This is a genomic window from Rhodococcus sp. WS3, from assembly GCF_003797085.1.
GTDB lineage: Bacteria > Actinomycetota > Actinomycetes > Mycobacteriales > Mycobacteriaceae > Rhodococcus_F > Rhodococcus_F globerula.
Genome location: NZ_RKMA01000004.1, coordinates 137,340 through 156,333, shown reverse-complemented (window position 1 = coordinate 156,333; position 18,994 = coordinate 137,340). Strand labels below are relative to the sequence as shown.

The following is an 18,994-nucleotide window of genomic DNA, read 5'->3' as shown; positions in this document are numbered from 1 at the left end:
TCATTGGTACGCCGTCGTTCGGTTGCTCGACCTGTCGCGGACTCGTCGTGCCTGAACTGGTACTTTGTTTGCAGTGATAAACAAAACTTGTCTGTGATCCAGACCCGTCGCGATGATTGTGTGCCGCGCCTGCGCGCGGTGGTGATTCCGTGTGTCCCGAGAGGGAACCCGACCTCGGGTTCCCGCCTCCTGTCCTGCATTGGAATCCCCACTTTGGAGCTCACTTCATCATGTCATCGACACACTCATCTGTTCGGCGCGAGGATCTGCGCGCCGACTGCAGTAACTGTTTTGCCTTGTGCTGCACGGCCTTCGGGTTCTCGCGATCGGTAGATTTTGCCGAGGACAAGCCCGCGGGTTCTCCGTGCCGGCACCTCGGCTCGAATTTCTCCTGCACTGTCCATGAAGGACTTCGATCCCGGGGGTTCCGCGGCTGCACGGTCTTCGACTGCTTCGGTGCGGGACAGGTTGTGTCGCAGCAGTTGTTCTCCGGCGTCAGCTGGCGCGAGCGTCCTGATGCGCAGCAATACATGTTCTCCGCCTTCAAGATCGTCAAACAGTTGCACGAGATGCTGTGGTACCTGTTCGAGGCGCAGGAACGCACCTATGACCCGGACGCTGCGCACGAAGCTCGCGAACTCGCATCCACAATTGCCGCACTGATCCGCGGCGGACAGGCCGAACTGTTCTCGACTGACATCGGCGCATTACATTCTGTGGTCAGGGCAGTGCTGATGGAGATCAGTGCGGAAGTTCGGGCTTCCTACTTTGCCGAAGTTGATCAGTTGGACCCGAGCATCGCCGCCGAAGTGGACCTTGCTGGATCGGACCTGCGCGCACACAGGTTGTGTGGGGCCGATCTGCGAGGGGCCTGCTTGATCGCCGTGGATCTGAGGGGAAGTGACCTCACAGCGGTAGATCTGCTCGGGGCGGATCTGCGTGATGCCAGGTTGGATGGCGCGGATCTCTCGGCCGCGTTGTTCGTCACCCAGCCCCAGGTGAACGCAGCCAGAGGTAACGGTGACACATGTTTGCCCGCCGGTGTTGCAGCCCCGCCACATTGGCTTGTTCGCTAGCGGGACCTGTCGCCGGGGAGAGCATCTAATTCGCAGCGGTCGCAGCGTTGCGGGCGGCGAGTTGCGCAAAGGCGCGGGTCAGTTCTGCTGGTCCGACGACATCGATGTCGGTGTCGAATCGGTTGAGAGATGCTGCGAGAGCCACCCAGGACCATGATCCGGCTTCGAGACTGCACCGGTCGGGGCCAAGATCTTCGACGATGCCGTCCCCGGCAAAGGGGAGAACGTAACTGGCCGGCCGATGGAGAATGACCTTGCCATGGCAAGGCCACTTGTTGGTTTGTTCCGAGCCTTTGAAGCGCCCGGACACGTATTCGGTTACGTCGCCGCCGGGGATCTCCCTCGGCGTGAAACGGGGGCCGTTCGGGGTGCGCGGGGCGATTCGATCGGCGCGGAAGATTCGCCATTCGTCTCTCTCGAGATCCCACGCGACGAGGTACCAGCGACGATTGGAGGTCACGAGATGATGCGGCTCCACCCGGCGTGGGGGCGCTGGTTCGCCGTTATCGGTTGAACTGTCGGCCGGGCGGTCGCTCGCATAATCGAAACGGAGCACTTCGAGAGCGCGGATCGCTGTGGACATCGTAACGAGTACCTCCGGTGACACGGAGTCGGACGCCGTGTCACCGGGGCGGGCCGAAATCGCAGTGAAGGCGAGAGCGTCGAGCCGATGGCGCAGACGCGACGGCATCACTTGCCGCACGGTGGTCAGAGCACGAACTGCACCCTCTTCGATTCCGGCGCCGGTCATGGTCGCCGTCTGCAGGGCAACAGCCAACGCGATGACTTGATCGTCGTCGAACAGCAGGGGAGGCAGCTCACTGCCCGCATCGAGTCGGTATCCGCCGTCCGGGCCCATGGTTGCCACAATGTTGTAGCCCATTCCCCGCAGCCGGTCGATGTCGCGGCGGACCGTGCGATGACTGACGTCGAGCCGCTCGGAGAGTAGGGCGCCTGGCCAGTCACGCCTGGTCTGCAACAGGGACAGCAGATTCAAGAGCCGGGACGTGGTCGCCATCTCACGAGATTAGTTCGAGTCTAGGACAAAAACCGTCCTAGACGCCTGTGAGAGTGGCAGTCGTCAAGAAGAAAGCCGGACAGCGTTCTTACTAGGAGCAGGCATGAGCATCAAGACAACGACCCACCTCAACTTTCGCGGCGACGCCCGAGCAGCCCTGGAGTTCTACCAGTCCGTCTTCGGTGGCCAGGTCACAATTGCAACCTACGGCGACTTCGGGATGCCCAAAGACGTGCCCGGCGCGCAGGGCGTCGTATTCGGCCGGATCGAGACTGAGGACGGCTTTCGTGTGATGGCGTACGACATCCCAGGACAGTCGAGCCGTTCGGCAGGCAATGCCGGTTCGACGCACCGCGAGAACGGCACCACGATCACCGACCAACCGTTCTTCGTCTCCGTTCGCGGGGAGACCCTCGAAGAGGTGCAGAATTACTGGGCCAAGCTCTCGGCCGGCGCATCCATCGTCGAGGGCCTCGCCGCGGCAGCGTGGAGCCCCGGTTTCGGCATGCTCACCGATGCGTTCGGGGTGACCTGGATCCTCGACGTCTCCGCCGCGGAAAGCCCGGCGTAGTCACTCCTCGTGCTTCAGAGTGGGATCGGAGGGAGTGGTTCGATGTCGTAAGTGCGCGGTCCGAACAAGCTCAAAGCTCGATCGCGGATGGACGGAAGTGCTTCGGAGAGACTGTCGCCGAGTCGGTGGAGAGAGTTGAGTGAGCGTGATTCCCAGACTGGGAACTCCCCGTCGGTGCCGCGCGATGTTGTATCCCACAGCAGAGCGTCGCCGTTCTCGCTCAATCCGAACACGTGCAGCGAGGCGGGGAGCGACCAATCGCCGTCGGGTTCGACCATCCAATCGAACTCCTCGCTGTGACCCTCTCGGTAGGCGGAATGGAGGTTCGCGGTGAGATACCCTGCGCGCCCTTGCCAGCCATCGGCAAATCCGGGATGCACGGGCGGGTAGATGAGCCAGAGTCCGAAGGACCGCGCCCAACCTGCATGCCGGATAAATGCACGATATGAAGCGGGGAAGCCGTCCCCATCCGGGAAACGAAAGGAATCCAAAACGGCGAAATCAATGTGTTCGAGCGTTGGTTGGCCGTCCACCGTCAATCCATGTGTGAGCACGTCCTCGACACTAACAATCCCGTCGCGATTCGAGGCTTCCCCTGCGGTCTCGTCGTCGGTAACTTTCTGAAGAAGAGGAATCAAATGGATCTGGACTGTTCATCTTCGGTTGCTGAAATCTGAATACCTGCAGAACGCTGTATTCGCCGGTGGCTTCGGTGTAAATGTGGCTGGTGGTCGACATGCCGTTCGGGATCCGTGCTCGTAAGACGGCTTCGGCCCCCACCTCGGTGTGAGACGGGGGCAGAAGCGAAATCCGAATCAGCCAGTGACGCCGGTCAATTCGTTCGGGGTGTGATCGAGTGTGGTTTCGGTCAGGATGCTGCCGTCTTCGAGGTCGACGGCGATCAGCTTCTTCGACGCGGGGTCGGTGACATAGGCGGTGTGGTCCAGTGTGAACAGGGTGGGCCTGGGCTCCTGCCATTCAGTGGGTTCGGTCCACTCGCCGATGACGGCAATCTTCTTGGTCACTGCGCCGGTGTTCGGGTCGATGACGTGGATAGCGCCGTCGGTCCCGAGAACAAGGGCCTCGCCGTGCGGTCCGCGACCGAGTGATCGGAAGGTGTAGCTGGTGCCGAGATCAACGAGCTTCAGTTCCGACGTGGTGGTATTGGTGAGCGAGATTCGTTGTGGTCGTTCGAGTTCGGCGTCAGGATCGGTCTTGTAGTCACCGAGCACGATGTCCGACTCTTCGGAACCGGCCTGGTTGCCGATGCGGCCGTACACATCGGGGCTCTGGACCTTGGTGATCGCGCCGTTCTTGTACACGAGCAGGCCGTCCTGGCAGCCCAGCACGATCGTCTCGTCTGCTGCAACGGCTTCACCGTGGACGCCGGGGCACTGCTCGTTGCGCATGACCTCCGCGCGGTTGGTATCGAGCACTGCAATTCCGTTGCGGGACTCGGAGTTTCCGATGGTGGTCAACAGCCCTCCGTCGGCGAGTGCGACAGCCACCCCGTGATGGGGTTCCGGGGTTGTGTAGGTCTCGACGCGTGGCTGACGCTTGGCCAATTGGACGGGATCGAAGATTTCGACCAGGCCGGATCCATCGTTGAAGAGGACAGTTTTTCCGGCATGTCGTACAACGTGTCCGGGCTCGTTGGCTGCGAACTCGACGTCCGACATCACGGGATCGGCTGTGTAGTAATGGGAATGGTCACCATGTGCCGACGACCACGTGCCGGTGTCGAGAACCTTGAACGCTTCGCCGGCGGAGATCATGACATGCCGACCGTCGCCGGCCGGGTTGAGTCGCGTGAAGCCCTCGATCGCGGTTTCGCCGACTACGTCGAGCGAGGTTGCGTCCAGTACCAGGACGCCGCCGTCGTAGGAGATTGCGAGACGTGGTGTTGCCGAAGCTTGTTCATTCGGTGCTGACGACGCGGCGGTGGTTGTTGCCTCCGCCGCGTCCGTGGTGTCGGAGGAACATCCTGTGACAAGGGCAAGTGAGAGGCCCACTGATGTGGCCAGAGTGAGGCGCCGCGATACGCGGGTAGTGAGGTGCATGGGTATAGATCTACTGCTTAATGTAAATGATTGTCAAAGTCGTACATGCGAATATTCGCATGTCAGGGCAGTCTTCAGGAGTAGTCGGAGCGCTCGAGGATGCGTGAGGCGATCACTCCCACCACGAGTCCCCAGAATGCGCCGCCAATATTGAACAGTTCGACGTCAGAGATCGTCACGAGGAATGCGATCAACGCACCGAAGGTGAATCGCGACCCGAATGCGGTGACGAAAGCTCCTTGCAATGCCTTCAGCATTGCCAATCCGCCCAGTGTCACGATGAACGCAGCGGGCGTGCCCAGCATCATCGACACGAAGGTCGGGGCAAAAAGGCCGAAGACAACCGCGAGTACCCCACAGAAGATGCCGGCGGTGTACTGCCGTGTTCGTTCCCCGGATGCTGACAGGAGAGCATTGGTTGGCCCGGTCAGGCAGGTTGACACGCACCCCACCGCCGCGTTCACGAGTGAGAACACGCCACACGCAATCGTTGCGCTGCCGATCGGCGGTTGATGTCCGGCCGCTCGCAGGACTGCGATCCCTTGGCCGTTCTGCACAACGACCACGGTGATCGCCAGCGGCACAACAAGTTCGATCATTGCCTGCCACGACCATGCCGGTGTGGACAGCACTGGGTGCGCAAACCATTCGTGATCGCCGCCGGTAGGTGCGAACCGTCCGGTCGCGAGAACGACCACCACCCCGACAATCAAGGCACCGAGAACGGGAGGGATATACCTTCCCAGTTTCGCGAAGGCGCTGAGTGCAACAAAGGTGACGATCATCGGCAGTGCAATGGCGGCGTCGTGGGCGGGCGCCTCTACCAGGTCGGTACCGAAGTGAAGGAAAACGCCTGCCACCATTGCCATGACGATGGGCATGGGGAGTGCATTCATGATCGGTGTGATCCACCCCGTCAATCCCAGCAGCAAGATCAGAACGCCCGTTGCAAAGAATGCTCCGATCGCCTGCTCCCACGGAAGATGATGCAGGGACGCGCCGACGACGACGGTTCCGGGAATCGTCCAGAAAAACGCCAGTGGTTGCCGGTACAGCCAGGACGCGGTGATCGTCAAGATTCCGTTGACGAAGAAGGCGCCGAAAATCCAAGAGGCCAATTGTGATTGGCTCAGCCCGCCGGCCAAGCCGGCAGCAAGGATGACCGCTACTGGGCCGGTGGCAGAGAAGACAATCCCGATAACTGCGTTTGCGCCGTATGTTCCGCCGAAGTCTCGCAAGACGCGCCGAGGACTGTAGAGAGGTTGGGGTAGCGGCTCGGTGATGACACGAGTGGGTGCAATTGTCGAGGTGTTCGACATGTTTCAGGTCTCCTGGTGTGGATCGCCAAGTTCGCGTTCACGAAAGAGCGCCGCAAGTTCGCTACGAGAGCGCAGTCCGAGCTTTGCGTACGCACGAGTGAGGTGATACTGGATTGTCTTGACAGAGAGAAACAATTCGCCCGCAGCTTCCTTGTTGGACTTGCCGGCAGCGACAAGATCCGCAACGGCTCGCTCTTGTGGGGTCAGATCGGTGATTCCCTTGTCCATACGTGAAAGGTTCAACCCGCCGGCACGCAGCTCACGCTCACAACGCTCGACGTATGTCGCTGCGCCCAGCGCGTAGTAGAGCTCGCGTGCGTCCCTCAGTACGACGTCTGCCTCTGCGCGTTTGCCGGCTCTCCGGAGAGTTTGGCCGTAGGCAAAATTGATTCGGGCACGGTCGTAGGGGAGTGGCAGGTCCTCGAGGCTGAGAAGCGCGTCGTCGAAACAGTTTCTGGCGGCGCCGAGTTCGCTTCGGGCTCCATGGATTCTGCCACGAACATATCCAAGACGTGCTGTGGCAGAACGGTGCCCGCGAATGCGTGCGGTCTTCTCGTGTGGTTGGAGGAAGGTATCGGCGTCGTCGACCCGACCGACCATCACGAGAGCATTCGCATAGAGATCGACCCACGGCCAGAACCCGGGTTCGTCGAGCCACTGTTGTGACGTGCTCGAGGTCAGGGGCGTCAGCGCTGCCAGTACATCGGCGTAGTCGGCCGCAGCTTCGGAGAATTGTGCCCGGGCGAGAAGCGAAGGAACGTACATGATTTCGTAGGAATGTGCACCAACATGCGCGCGGCGCACGTGATTGCGGGCCAGGTCCCAGTTTCCGCGAAGCGCGTGAATTTGTGCCCCGGACCAATGCACCAACGGTCGGACGATGTCGATTTCGAAACGATCGACTTGCGCGGCGGCACTGTCGATCGTCGACAGTGCGTCGTCCCACGCCCCCAAGGCGAACTGTGTGCGGGCAAGCCAGGCCTGCGCCCACAGCGAGATACGCGCCGAGCCGCTGGAAAATTCAGTGGACACTGCGCTTTCGAGATCGCGACGAGCCGCCTCGGGATGATCCACTGCCAGCTCGAGCCAACCGCGGCCCATCTGGAATCGCTGAGCTTGCGCGCCGGGCCTGATGCGGTCCGACAGTTCTTCGTAGGCCGCGAGCGCCTGTTCGGTGTGTCCGGTGGCACCCAGTCCGAGGCCCTTTATCGCTTCGGACTCCACTGCGGCAGGATCTGACGGACCGACCAATTCGACTGCGCGGTCGACCCACTGGACCAAAGCAGCGCCGTCGAGTCTGGCCAGAGAATGCAGGACCATTCGCTGGGCGATCATTGCCGCGACTGCGGGATCGAGATCCGCAGGGCAACTGCTCCAAGCGCGAGTCAGTAGGTCAGCAGCTTCGGTTGGGCGTCCCCGGTGAATCGCGAGGTATCCGAGGACGGCGTCGCGCAGCGGTCCGCGCGTAATACTCTCGATTTCGGGAACGAAGTCCATGGCGTGTGGAATGTCGCCAGCACCGGTCAGCGCGTCAATTCCCCTCAGTAGTCGAGTCTCGTGGTCGCTTCTGCTGGTGGTGAGACGGCTGGCGGTGACCATTGCGTCGGCCACCTCGGACCACGCGCCGTCGGCTGCCCGGAGTTCGGCGTAGGTCACCAGTTCTGAGGCCAGTGCTTCGTCGTGCGTCGTGGCGGCGGCAGCCAGATGGAACAACCGCTCGCCGTCTCCCCAGGCGATCTCGGCTGCGCGACAATGCAGTTGGTGCAGTCGAGTAGGTCCTAAGGTGGCGCTCACGGCAGCCGCAACCATCTTTCCTCGAACGGATACTTCGGTGCTGCCGCGCTGCTCGTGCACGGTGAGAAGACCGCAACCAAAGGCGTTGTCCAGCGCGCTGACGATGTCGTCGACTTCGGCTAGTTGAGCGAGGTGCGACAACGTCGTGCTGCGCCCGAGGATCGCGGCGGCTTCGACCAAAGTGCGTGCACCCTCGGAGCACTGCGCAAGTGTGCCTGCGATCGACGCTGCGCGATAGCGGGGAACAGGCAAGGTGCGGTGCCACTGAGTCCAGTACGTCGGCGGCAATTCGTCGAGTAGCGAGACGACGTCGAGTGTGTTGCCCGCTGTGAACTCCTGAAGTTGGAGCGCGACGCCGGAACTGAGATCAATTCCGTTGCGAACCCGCGCGATGTCGATGACGGCAGCGGCGTCGAGGGCGCTGATGTGCAGTCGCTGCGACCAGTGAAGTTCGAGAATGCGCCGGACCTCGGCGTTGATGTGCGGTGAATCCTCGACGACGAGCACAACCAAGAGTTGCGCGCCCCGACCCCGATGGAGCGCTGAAGTAATCGCCTGAAGTGAGCCGACATCGCTGTGGTGGGCGTCGTCGACGACAACCATGGTCAACTGGTCAGTGCTGTCGAGAATCTCTTGGGCAATGACGACGGGATCGTGGACCGACACCGGATGGTCGAGTAGTTGTGTGACGACCCCGAACGGCGTCTGAGACTCCCACTCCAATCCGCGAGCGGATCGAAGAGTGTGCTGCGCCGATATTTCGGAGAACCGGCTGACCAGAGTGGACTTGCCACTGCCCGCATCGCCCTCTACGAGAACGAGGGACGGAGTGCCTGCCTTCGCCGCAGCCAATGCCTGGCCGAGAACGCTCAGTTCGCGTTCTCGGCCCACCAGCACGTCCCGAAGTGTCACCTGACTACCGTAACGCCGGGCTCACCGCGAGATTCGTTTTCCGATCGGACCTCTGCGGCAGGAGTTGCGGCAGTATCGAGATCTGGGGCCTGCTTAGGTACGAAGAAGGTCACGATGGAGCCAAGCACGGCGATACCGGCAAACACGTAGAACGCGGACTCGGAACTGATACCGGCACTGATCAAGCTTCCACCGATCAGCGGGCCGAAGATGCCGCCGAGACGGCCGAAGCCTGCGCACCACGCGACGCCGGCCGCTCGGGCCGCCGTCGAATAGTAGTTGGAGACAAATCCGTAGATGAGCACCTGAGTTCCGATTGTGCCGACCCCGGCGATCGCAACAGATGCGAGAAGGACGGGTAGCGGGAAGCCGAACGTGAACAGTAGGAGTGCTAATGCGGCCAAACCGAAAGTGGTTGCGACAACCCGCTGGGGCCCGGTGATGTCGGCGATCCGCGACGCCAGTAGTCCGCCGATGATCGCGCCGCCGTTGAGGACCAGCAGGAACGAGAGTGAACCCTTGGCGTTGTATCCGGCGTTCTCCATGATTTTGGGCAGCCAGGTGTTCAGTCCGTAGGTCAGAAGAAGGCCGGCAAAACTCATGAGGCCCAGTAGTGCTGTGCCCCAAACATATTGCTTGCTGGCCAAGGCTCGGAAGCCGACTCGCTCTGCGGGCGAATCGGCGGGGCTAGTGGCGATAACGGGCAGGGGAATTCCGGTTTTCGAGGAAATTGCCCGAGCTTCGTCACTCCGACCGCGGGCGACGAGCCACGCGGGAGATTCGGGAAGTTTGAACCACGCAAGCGGAAACAGGATGATCAACGGAAGTGCGCCGATGAGAAAGAGTCCCCGCCATCCAATGGAATCACGAAGAATGATTGCCAGGATCGACGCCATGACGCCGCCGGCCGGGACGCCGCTGTACACGATGGCGTTGAACAGATTTCGACGCCCTGGCGGGGCGAACTCGGCGATCATTGCTCCGGCAGTCGCAACCAGTCCGCCGACGCCGATGCCGGTGAAGAATCGCAGGAGCCCGAAGGTGGTGATGCTGGTCGCAAACGCCGCCAGCGCCATGCCGACCGAGAACCAGACGATGTTGATCAGCATCATCTTTCGGCGTCCGAAGTAGTCACCGATTGCGCCGCACGTCAACGCACCCACCATGACTCCGACAAGGGCGTACGAGCCCAATGCTCCAGCTTGAGAGGCAGAAAGCACTCCGATGTGGCCGGGATCGTCCATCAGGACGGGCAGAATCGTGCCGTATACGACGAGGTCGTATCCGTCGAACAAGATGGCGATGGCTGCGATGGTGACTACCCACAGCACTGAAGAGCGATGGCGGGCGCTGGCCCAGGAACCGCGTTCGATCGAGGACATGACAAATCTCCGTTCGAGAGATCAGGAATTGGGGTGACTCGCTCAGCCGAGGTCGCCGCCGGCAACGGGAAGGACCGTTCCGGTGACGTACGACGCCTCATCGGAGGCAAGGAAGGTTATGGCGGCAGTTTGTTCGTCGAGGGTGCCGTAACGCTTGAGTAGTGACGAGTCGACGGTCTGGTCGACGATCTGTTGGTACCAGAGTTTCTCTTCGTCGGTCTGTGCACCGGGGCCGCGGGCCACGACGCGAGGTGGCGCTTCCGTTCCACCGGGAGCTGTTGCCACGACTCGTATTCCGTACTGCGCGACTTCCATCGCCAGTGCCGCGGTGATGGCGCTGACTCCGCCCTTGGCCGCAGCGTATGGAACACGGTTGACGCCCCGGGTAGCGACTGAGGAGACGTTGACGATGGTTCCGCTCGCCCGTTCGATCAAGTGGGGTAGCAATGCTCGGCACGTCCACAGGGTGGGGAACAACGAACGCGTGACTTCGGCATGGATCTGCTCCGGGGTGTAATGCTCGTATGGTTTTGCCCAGATTGTGCCGCCGACATTGTTGACCAGTACGTCGACGTGTCCGAAGTGTCTCAGCGCGGAATCTATTGCGTGCTGGGCACCTTCGAAGGTCTCGAGATCTGCGGTCACCGAATGGGAACGATCCAGCGGTGCCGCAATCTCGTGGACCAGCTCTGCTCGGTCCACGAGAACAACGGAACCGCCTTCGGCGGAGATTCTTTCGGCTACGCTGCGCCCGATCCCCTGGGCCGCTCCGGTGACGACAACGACCCGATCGTCGAACCGGCCGGAGAAGTAACGTGCGCTCACGACGCCACACTGACCCGAGCGTCGGTGATGGCACGTCGCATCGTCGACTTCGCGTGTTTGCTGTGCTGAACGATCAGCTCACGGGCCGCGGCGCGATCATTCTGCTCGAATGCGCGCACAATGCGTGAGTGATCCTCTGCGACATGTTCGTCCACCCAGTCCGCGGTCCGGAGTACTCGGTTCATCAGCTGCGTGACCTCGAGACGTTGGTAGGCCTGCAGCAGTATGTCGTTGCCGGTGCAGCGGAAGAGGAAGTCGTGGAAGAGGGCGTTGGTTTCGGTGAATGCCGCTGCGTCCGTGAAGTGGTCGCGGTCGATGGAGGTTGCCGAGTTCTCCGCCAGAATGCGGTACTCCGTCAACTGTGCCGGAGTAAGGCGCCCGATCGTGAGTTCCATTGCGCCGAGTTCGAGCGCCATCCGGGCGTCGAACTGTGCGTCCGATTCCGCGACAGGCAGGTGTTCTTCACCGATCTCGTACGTGTCGGCTGCCGTTTCTTCGATCGAGCTTGCCGGTGAATCAGCCGGGGTCGCCGCGCTGTTGAACTTCTCGAAGTAGAAGTTCGTGGGTGTGATCGACACGTTCTTGAAGTGCTGGCGAACGGCTTCGACCATCGGCGGCGGGCCGCACAGGTAGACGTCGACGTCTCCGCCGTCGAGATGACCCGGTTCGATCAAGCTCGTGACGTATCCCTTGTTCGGCGCTGCGCTGCCGGGATCGGATACGCAGTAGTCGAAGGTGAACTGCGGCAACGATGCTGCGTACGCACTCAGCTTCTCCAGTTCGACCAGATCGAGGTCTGAGTTCACACCGTAAATCAAGTGAACGGGTCGAGTCACACCGTCGGTCTGCATTTTCTCCAGGATCGAGAGCAGTGGCGCCAAACCGGTTCCCCCGGCGAGCAGGAGTGCGCGTCGCTGCCCGCTACGCAGGAAGAAACTGCCCATCGGGCCGGTCAATTCCAGTGTGTCACCGACCTGCGCTTGCAGACTGAGATAGTCGGACATCAGCCCTCCCGGCGTGATCTTGACCAGAAACGACGCCGACTCGACGTCGGGGCCGGTGCTGAACGAGTACGAGCGTGTTGCTTCGGTTCCCGGAACGAGGATGTTCACGTACTGACCGGGAAGGAAGACCAGTTCTGCGCGATTGTCGACCGCGACGGTGAAGCCGACAGTCGAATCCGAGTGGCGAACGATCTCGGTGATGGTGGACGTGTACGAACCGGCAGCAGTCTTGGCCACGGCGGAGGTGGTGGGGATCTGCAGTACGAGGTCGGATTCCGGCACCATCTGGCACGGCAGGCAGTATCCCTGCTCGGCCTCGTCGTCCGTGAGTGCCTCCTCGATGTAGTCGCCGGCGTCGAAAGTGCCTGACTCGCACAGCGACTTGCACGTGCCGCAGGCTCCGTCGCGGCAGTCGAGGGGGATGTTGATCCGGGCGCGGTAGGAGGCGTCGGCGACGGTTTCGTCGGTGTTGCATTCGACGAAGCGGGTGATGCCATCCTCGAAACTCAGTGCTATTTGAAAGGTCATGGGGAACAGCTCGATTCGATCGTAAACGTCAGAAGTGATAGATGTCGACAACATGATGGATGTAGTCGTTCTTGAGGACTACCTTCTTCTTCAGGATCAACGGCTGCTCGCCCGCGAAATCGATTGTGTAGTGCGAGGTGCCGAAGTAGGTGTCGACGGTGTTGTAGCGGAAGTACAGCGTGAACCAGTTGAAGCGCACGTCTACTACCGAATCGCGTGCCTCGAGGATTTCGACGTTGGTGATGTTGTGGCCGGTGCGCGGTTCGGGAAGGCTTGTCGCGCTGGAACGATCGGTGCGGATGCGAAATACGCGATCTTCGATGCCGCCCCGGTTGGGGTAGTAGATCAATGAGATTTCTGCCTGCGGATCGGTAGTCAGTTCACCGTCGTCGGCCCAGGCGGGCATCCAGTACTCGGAATCGGGGTGGTAGCACTCGATCCACTTCTCGAATTCACGATCGTCGAGATAGCGGGCTTCGCGGTAGAGGAACTGCTGCACGGATTCGAGGGTGACGGCATTGGCGGTTGCTAGTGTCATGGTGATCGAGATCCTCAGTTGGTCCGGGCAGAAGCGGCTTGTTCGGCATCGACCGCGGCGATCATGGCGTCGCGCCAGTAGCCGTGCTGAATCGGGTACAGGCCTTCGTCCTCGGTCTTGGATCCGCTGGAGAGAACGCGGTCCATGCCTAGGTCCTTGGCAACGTCATTGGGTCCGGAAATTTGGTGTGTCACACCACGGCTCAGATCATTCCACGGCGCACCGGCGGCCTGATAGGTCTTCTGGCAAGACCGGAACTCTTCGAGGTCGTCCGGGGTGGCCATGCCGCTTGCATTGAAGAAGTCCTCGTACTGACGGATGCGGTTGCTTCGGGCTGCGGCACTTTCGCCCTTGGGCGCGATGCAGTAGATCGTGACTTCGGTCTGGTCAACAGAGATCGGGCGGAAGTGCCGGATCTGACTGCTGAACTGATCCATGAGGTAGACGTTCGGATAGAGGCAGAGGTTCCTTGACGCACCAACCATGAATTCGGCCTTCTTGGAACCGAACTGAGCCTCCAGCTCCGCTTTACGCTCGAACAGTGGGCGGTCTTCGGGATTGCCCCACCACATCCACAGAAGGAGGTGTCCGTAGTCGTAGGAGAAGTATCCGCCGCCCTGCTTACCCCAGGTACCGGCGTCCATCGCCTTGGTTTCGTTGGCCGATTCTCCGGCGGTGCGGCGGGCTGTGGTGGCGGCGTAGTTCCAGTGCGTCGAGGACACGTGGTAGCCGTCAGCGCCGTTCTCGGTCTGCAACTTCCAGTTGCCGTCGTACGTGTAGGTAGAGGCGCCGCGCAGCACTTCGAGTCCGTCGGGTGACTGGTCGACGATCATGTCGATTACCTTCGTGGTGTCACCGAGATGTTCTTCGAGGGGCAGGACGTCCGGATTGAGGCTGCCGAAGAGGAACCCTCGATAATTTTCGAATCGTGCGACCTTGGTCAGGTCGTGTGAGCCATCCTTGTTGAACTGTTCCGGGTAGCCGCCGGTCCGAGCATCCTTGGCCTTGAGGAGCTTTCCACTGTTGTTGAACGTCCATCCGTGGAACGGGCAGGTGAAGGTGGTTCGGTTATCTGTCTTGCGGCGGCAGAGCATCGCACCGCGGTGGCTGCAGGCATTGATCAGTGCGCCGAGTTCGCCATCCTTGTTTCGGGTGATGACGATGGGCTGACGGCCCATGTAGGTGGTGAAGTAGTCGCCGACGTTGGGGATCTGACTCTCGTGCGCGAGGTAGATCCAATTGCCCTCGAAAATGTGGGTCATCTCGAGGTCGAACAGCTGCTCGTCCGTGAAGACGCTGCGCCGTACCTGGTAGCGGCCGGTCTCCGGGTCCTCGACGAGAGCGTCGTCGAGGGCAGCGCGCATTTTCGCGTATTTGTCCGTGCTCTGAGCAGCGTCCAACATATCTGTCATGGGGTCCTCCAGCTCGACTAGGCGACCAGCTGCGATTACCGAGGGCTGTCGGTATCTGCTTGGGGCCTGCTTTCCGGACGGGGCTGCGTCCGGTACTGGATTCACCTTGACATTCTGTGTTGCAGGTCACACTAGGCATATGCCTAGTCCTGACCCAGGGCATGGTGTTCGTGAACGTGGTCCTGCCGTCAGGGCGGACTCGGCACCGCGAGTCCGCCCTGACGGTGGCGGGAGTTACCGGTTCTTGAAGAACGAGACGTCGTCGTTGCCGATAAGGTCCGGAACCGTCCAGCCGTCGAGGTCGTATTCACTCAGGCACTGTTCCGCCAGGCCTTTCATGGAACTGGCGTGCCCACGATTCTGCGCGGCGAAGAGGAGTTCCGCCTTGACGTTCTCGTGGTTACCCGAGTAATTCCGCTCGTACAGCTCGTGCCGGCCGCCGAACTCGGTACCGATCGAATCCCACAGAGCCTTCATGACTTTGACGCGGTCGACGGCGGTGATTCCGTCGGAGCCGCGAACGTACTTGTCGAGGTAGGGGCGCACGTCCGGGCTCTTGAAATCGAGTGAGCTCGACGGCAGATAGATCAGACCCGATGCCACGTCCTGCTCGATGATTTCCTTGATCCGCGGGTACCCCTGGATCATGAACATTCGATAGGTGAGGCCGTATTCGAGCTTCGGTATCACCGAATCGCCGACCCACTGTTCGGGATCGCGTGCCATCGATTCGGTCAACGACCAGAAGAGGTTTCGCCAGCCGATCACTTCACCGACGCGGGTCTGGACTCCGCGGAAGCCGCCGGCGCCGGTGGCTTCGAGTGCCTTCATCAACAGGCCGGCGATGAAGTCGAGCTTTACAGCCAGGCGTGTACAGCCCTGAAAGGTGAAGCGCGGCAAAAATCCCGACTGAGGGAAGAATGCGTTGATCCGGTCGACGTCGCCGTACATGAAGACGTTCTCCCACGGAACCAGCACCTTGTCGAAGACGAAGATGGTGTCGTTCTCGTCCATGCGGCTCGACAGCGGGTAATCGAACGGACTGCCCATCACCGCAGCATGTTCGGTGTACGAGGTGCGGCAGATCAGCTTCACACCCGGAGCGTCCATCGGTACCGTGCAGATCAAGGCGAACTGCTTCTTCTTGATCGGCAGACCGTAGTGAGCGATGAAGTTGTAGTTGGTGATCGCCGACCCGGTGGCAACAACCTTGGCGCCGCTGACGATCAAACCGGCGTCGGTTTCCTTCTCCACCTTCATGAAGACGTCGCCGACCTCGTCCGGTGGAAGTTGGCGATCCACCGGGGGATTGATGATCGCGTGGTTCCAGTACAGAACCTTCTCCTGCGATTCGCGGTACCAGCGCTCGGCGTTGTCCTGGAACGGTGCATACAACTCCTTGTTGGCGTGGAGGGTTCCCAGGAAACTTGCCTTGTAGTCGGGGGAGCGGCCCATCCAGCCGTAGGTCATACGAGCCCACGTCGCGATGGCGTCGCGCTCTTTGAGCAGATCAGCCGACGACGTCGGGGTGCGGAAGAACGGCATGGTGACACCGCCGTTGCCCGTGTCGGTCGGAACAGTCAGGGCGTCCACGTGCTCGCCGGTGTGCAGAGCGTCGTACAGCCTTGCGGTCATACGGATCGGATTCCGGAAAGCGGGATGCGTCGTGACGTCCTTGACACGATCTCCGTGGAGCCAGATCTCGCGACCGTCCTGCAGGCTCGAGATGTACTCGTCGCCGGTCATCGGCCGGGTGGCGAAGTTCTTCGTGCGGTTGGCTTCGCAATCAGCGGCCGGATTGGCCTGTGGCGCTCCGGAATCTGCGGGGTCGACGCCGGTGGGAGGAATTTCGGTGGTCGTCATGGCAAAGCCTTTCAGATCGTTTGAGATGCGGGCTGAAGATGAATCGGAGTGAAGGAAGTGGTGGCGTCGAACCACCCGCTGTGCGGGTCGTCCTGACTGCCGTTCCAGACGGTGGTCGACGACGTAGCGCCTAGATCGTGAAAAGTGCTTCGGTAGAAGAGGAGTGGATCCTTGCCGCTGGACTGTGCGTCGACGATCTCACCGATGAAGATGATGTGATCACCGCCGTCGTACTCCTTCCACGGGATGCACGAGATGGTTGCTGCGGCGCCGTCGAGCAGGGGAGCGGTCGGTCCGTCGATCCATCGCGGCTCGGTGCGCTGTGGCCGGCCTGCAAAATGCATGGCCGTATCCACTTGGTCGGCGGCAAGGATGTTCACGGCAAACGGCGCGTTGCCGAGGTAGCCGCACGCCTTGGACTTTCGCGTCATCGTGATCTGGCACAGGCGTGGTTCCAGGGAGATTGCCGTGAATGCGGTGACCGTGGCCCCATGTGGCTGACCGTCGGCGTTGGTGCAGGTGATGACGGTGACGCCGCTGGCGAATTGGCCGAAGATGCCTCGAAGCTGATTTTGTTCCATGACCGGACCTCCTTGTCGGATGGCTGGTGAGTGAGAGTGCCGCGAAGTGCGGGAGGCGGAAGTAGCAGACGACTCGTGCCGGGAGTGAAGACGAACGTACGGCGAGCGCGGCCTTCGGTCGATCCGTACAGCGCGGTGTCTATCCGGATTGCGCACCCGATCGAAGCCTGTATCCGTTTCCTCTTGGAAGTGACCGGGGACACAGTGTTCAATGATGTTCAGCGCTCATGCTCGGCAATGTGGCTGGTCACGGGTTTGGAAGGTGAAGAAGGACGATGGTCGACTCCATGATCGGTACAGCTCCCCGCGACTGGGACGAGGCGTGTGATGCGGTTTCGGACGCCTATTTTCCGCACACGCTCACGCCGTTGTCACGGCACGCGGCCAGCGGAGTCGGGGTGTGCACCGCCGAGTTGGGACCGCTGAGGATCGCTCATATTCGATGGGGAGCAGACGTCGCGGTCGAATCCGATCATCCCGGTGCCTACGGGGTGAACATCCCGCTCTCAGGCGAGCTCGAGTCGGTGTTCGCGGGCTCGCACGTGCTCTCGACGGAGGGCGTGGCGACGGTGTGTCCACCCGACATCACCACAAGAATCACGCGGTGGAGCGCGGACTGCGAGATTGTCGGAGTCCGGATGGACCGCGAATACCTCGACCGCGAGATGGAGAAGGTACTCGGCCGACCCGGAATGCACTTGCCCGATCAAGTGGATCTCCGCGGGGACGACGGAGCCAGGTGGCTGAAATTTGTTCGCTCACTGTCGGATCAGATACTCGGCCCGGTTGGAGTGCTGCACAACGAACTGGTGGCAGGCCAGCTCTCCGGCGCTGTGATCTCGGCGTTTGTCCTTGCCGCGATGCCCGAAAGTGAGGATACGGTGCGACACGCCAGGCCGCGCATCGTCAAGCGCGTACTCGACGAGATGCACGACGACCCGGCCAGAGTGTGGACCGCAGCGGAGATGGCCGAGGTGGCGGGCGTCAGCGTACGGAGATTGCAGGAAGGATTTCGGCAGTACGTGGGCCGGAGCCCGTCGGAATGCCTGCTCGACATCCGTCTCGAACGGGTCCACGCAGATCTGCGCGATGCCGACGACTCGACGACGGTCACCGATGTTGCTGTGAGATGGGGTTTTACGCACACCGGACGGTTTGCGTCGTCATTCCGGCGTAAGTACGGTCTGTTGCCTTCTGAAGTATTGAGAAGTTAGCTCCGGTATCCCATGTCTGCGCTGAGTTGATTTGCCTTCTCCACGAGGAAGGGTGCGACGTCGGCGCGGAAGGCTTCCGGGGTAGTTCGTCCCGCCGAGGTTGAACACGCTGTCACGCCGACGACGCTTCCACCGGCATCGCGGACGGGGGCGGCGAGGGAGATCAAACCGTCTTCGAGTTCCTCGGAGGTGAGGGCGTAGCCCTGTTCGCGCACAACACGAAGCGCGGTGTGGAATGCGCCTTCGTCGGTGATGGTGGTGGGTGTGAGGGCATCGAACGTGGAGTTTGCGATGACGTTGTCAACGATGTCGGTTGGCGCCCATGCGAGCAGGGCGCGGCCCATGGAGGTGGCATATGCAGGCACTCGGGTGCCGACGCTGACGTTGATGCTCATGATCCGGCGGACGGGTACACGGGCGGCGTAGACCACGTCGGCGCCGTCGAGCACGCCCAGTGACGCCGACTCGTGAGTGTGTTCTGCGATCTCCAGCAGGCGGGGGAGTGCCGCCTCCGTCAGGGCGTGTGACGCCGAGTAGTGCTGTCCGATGCTCAGAACGCGAGGGGTGAGCGACCACCGACTGTTGTTGCCGGTGACGTACCCGAGCTTTTGAAGGGTGAGGAGGATGCGCCGCACGGCAGGGCGGGAGAGCCCTGTTTCAGCGGCAAGGTCGGCGAGCGACGGATTGGGATTCTTCTCGTCGAATGCCGTCAGTACCGCAAATCCACGCTCGATGCTCTGGATGTAATCGCGATCGTTCTCGGTCACGGGATAGCCCTTCAGCTGCGGTTATGTCGACGTAGTACGCCCGAAGGTTGACAAAGGTCTGTGATTGGGCGCACAGTACAAGCGTACGCACAGCGTAACAGATGTACGCAGAGCGTACAACCAGACTTGG

At 61.3% G+C, this 18,994-nt stretch carries 16 protein-coding genes; 3 read left to right on the top strand and 13 right to left on the bottom strand.

Going from position 1 to position 18,994, the window contains the following annotated elements; translation table 11 throughout:
* Nucleotides 1-230 precede the first annotated feature (230 nt).
* On the top strand, nucleotides 231-1,076 hold the full coding sequence (locus EEB13_RS28520) for a pentapeptide repeat-containing protein (RefSeq protein ID WP_095887320.1): 846 nt from the start codon (nucleotides 231-233) through the stop codon (nucleotides 1,074-1,076).
* Between the two features lie 25 nt (nucleotides 1,077-1,101).
* On the opposite strand, the gene EEB13_RS28515 is transcribed toward EEB13_RS28520, so the two are convergent.
* A complete protein-coding gene (locus EEB13_RS28515; protein WP_141486803.1) occupies nucleotides 1,102-2,094 on the bottom strand; it encodes a helix-turn-helix transcriptional regulator in 993 nt (330 codons plus the stop codon).
* A gap of 103 nt (nucleotides 2,095-2,197) precedes the next feature.
* On the opposite strand from EEB13_RS28515, the gene EEB13_RS28510 reads away from it, so the two are divergent.
* A complete protein-coding gene (locus EEB13_RS28510; protein ID WP_095887318.1) occupies nucleotides 2,198-2,665 on the top strand; it encodes a VOC family protein in 468 nt (155 codons plus the stop codon).
* A gap of 14 nt (nucleotides 2,666-2,679) precedes the next feature.
* On the opposite strand, the gene EEB13_RS28505 is transcribed toward EEB13_RS28510, so the two are convergent.
* The 11 genes from EEB13_RS28505 to EEB13_RS28455 all read right to left on the bottom strand — a co-directional run bounded on the left by EEB13_RS28505 (nucleotide 2,680) and on the right by EEB13_RS28455 (nucleotide 16,883).
* A complete protein-coding gene (locus EEB13_RS28505; protein WP_033233855.1) occupies nucleotides 2,680-3,219 on the bottom strand; it encodes a hypothetical protein in 540 nt (179 codons plus the stop codon).
* A gap of 261 nt (nucleotides 3,220-3,480) precedes the next feature.
* Nucleotides 3,481-4,725: a zinc metallochaperone AztD gene (gene aztD, locus EEB13_RS28500; protein WP_095887317.1), complete on the bottom strand. Its 1,245-nt coding sequence runs from the start codon at nucleotides 4,723-4,725 to the stop codon at nucleotides 3,481-3,483.
* Between the two features lie 74 nt (nucleotides 4,726-4,799).
* On the bottom strand, nucleotides 4,800-6,044 hold the full coding sequence (locus EEB13_RS28495) for a benzoate/H(+) symporter BenE family transporter (RefSeq protein ID WP_033233590.1): 1,245 nt from the start codon (nucleotides 6,042-6,044) through the stop codon (nucleotides 4,800-4,802).
* Between the two features lie 3 nt (nucleotides 6,045-6,047).
* Nucleotides 6,048-8,750, bottom strand: coding sequence for a LuxR C-terminal-related transcriptional regulator (locus tag EEB13_RS28490; protein ID WP_141486802.1), 2,703 nt, complete (start codon nucleotides 8,748-8,750; stop codon nucleotides 6,048-6,050).
* The gene (locus tag EEB13_RS28485) at nucleotides 8,747-10,132 is read right to left on the bottom strand and encodes an MFS transporter (RefSeq protein WP_033233588.1); all 1,386 of its coding nucleotides are present in this window, start codon (nucleotides 10,130-10,132) and stop codon (nucleotides 8,747-8,749) included. The genes EEB13_RS28490 and EEB13_RS28485 overlap by 4 nt, the downstream gene beginning before the upstream one ends.
* 42 nt (nucleotides 10,133-10,174) lie before the next feature.
* On the bottom strand, nucleotides 10,175-10,957 hold the full coding sequence (locus EEB13_RS28480) for a 1,6-dihydroxycyclohexa-2,4-diene-1-carboxylate dehydrogenase (protein ID WP_141486801.1): 783 nt from the start codon (nucleotides 10,955-10,957) through the stop codon (nucleotides 10,175-10,177).
* Nucleotides 10,954-12,489, bottom strand: coding sequence for a benzoate 1,2-dioxygenase electron transfer component BenC (gene benC, locus EEB13_RS28475; RefSeq protein WP_141486800.1), 1,536 nt, complete (start codon nucleotides 12,487-12,489; stop codon nucleotides 10,954-10,956). The genes EEB13_RS28480 and benC overlap by 4 nt, the downstream gene beginning before the upstream one ends.
* 28 nt (nucleotides 12,490-12,517) lie before the next feature.
* Complete coding sequence (gene benB / locus EEB13_RS28470) at nucleotides 12,518-13,027, bottom strand: benzoate 1,2-dioxygenase small subunit (RefSeq protein WP_141486799.1); 510 nt, start codon at nucleotides 13,025-13,027, stop codon at nucleotides 12,518-12,520.
* Nucleotides 13,028-13,041: 14 nt separating this feature from the next.
* Nucleotides 13,042-14,439: a benzoate 1,2-dioxygenase large subunit gene (gene benA / locus EEB13_RS28465; protein ID WP_095887312.1), complete on the bottom strand. Its 1,398-nt coding sequence runs from the start codon at nucleotides 14,437-14,439 to the stop codon at nucleotides 13,042-13,044.
* 234 nt (nucleotides 14,440-14,673) lie between these two features.
* Nucleotides 14,674-16,302 carry a 4-hydroxyphenylacetate 3-hydroxylase family protein gene (locus EEB13_RS28460; protein ID WP_033233584.1) on the bottom strand — a complete coding sequence of 543 codons (1,629 nt, stop codon included), beginning with the start codon at nucleotides 16,300-16,302 and terminating at the stop codon, nucleotides 14,674-14,676.
* 11 nt (nucleotides 16,303-16,313) lie between these two features.
* Entirely contained in the window at nucleotides 16,314-16,883 is a 570-nt protein-coding gene (locus EEB13_RS28455) for a flavin reductase family protein (protein WP_092804424.1), read from the bottom strand.
* Between the two features lie 275 nt (nucleotides 16,884-17,158).
* Between EEB13_RS28455 and EEB13_RS28450 the strand changes: the two genes are divergently transcribed.
* Nucleotides 17,159-18,097 carry an AraC family transcriptional regulator gene (locus tag EEB13_RS28450; protein WP_141486798.1) on the top strand — a complete coding sequence of 313 codons (939 nt, stop codon included), beginning with the start codon at nucleotides 17,159-17,161 and terminating at the stop codon, nucleotides 18,095-18,097.
* Here the strand turns inward: EEB13_RS28450 and EEB13_RS28445 are convergent.
* A complete protein-coding gene (locus EEB13_RS28445) occupies nucleotides 18,094-18,864 on the bottom strand; it encodes an IclR family transcriptional regulator (RefSeq protein ID WP_141486797.1) in 771 nt (256 codons plus the stop codon). The two genes, EEB13_RS28450 and EEB13_RS28445, sit on opposite strands and share 4 nt — an antisense overlap.
* Nucleotides 18,865-18,994 lie beyond the last annotated feature (130 nt).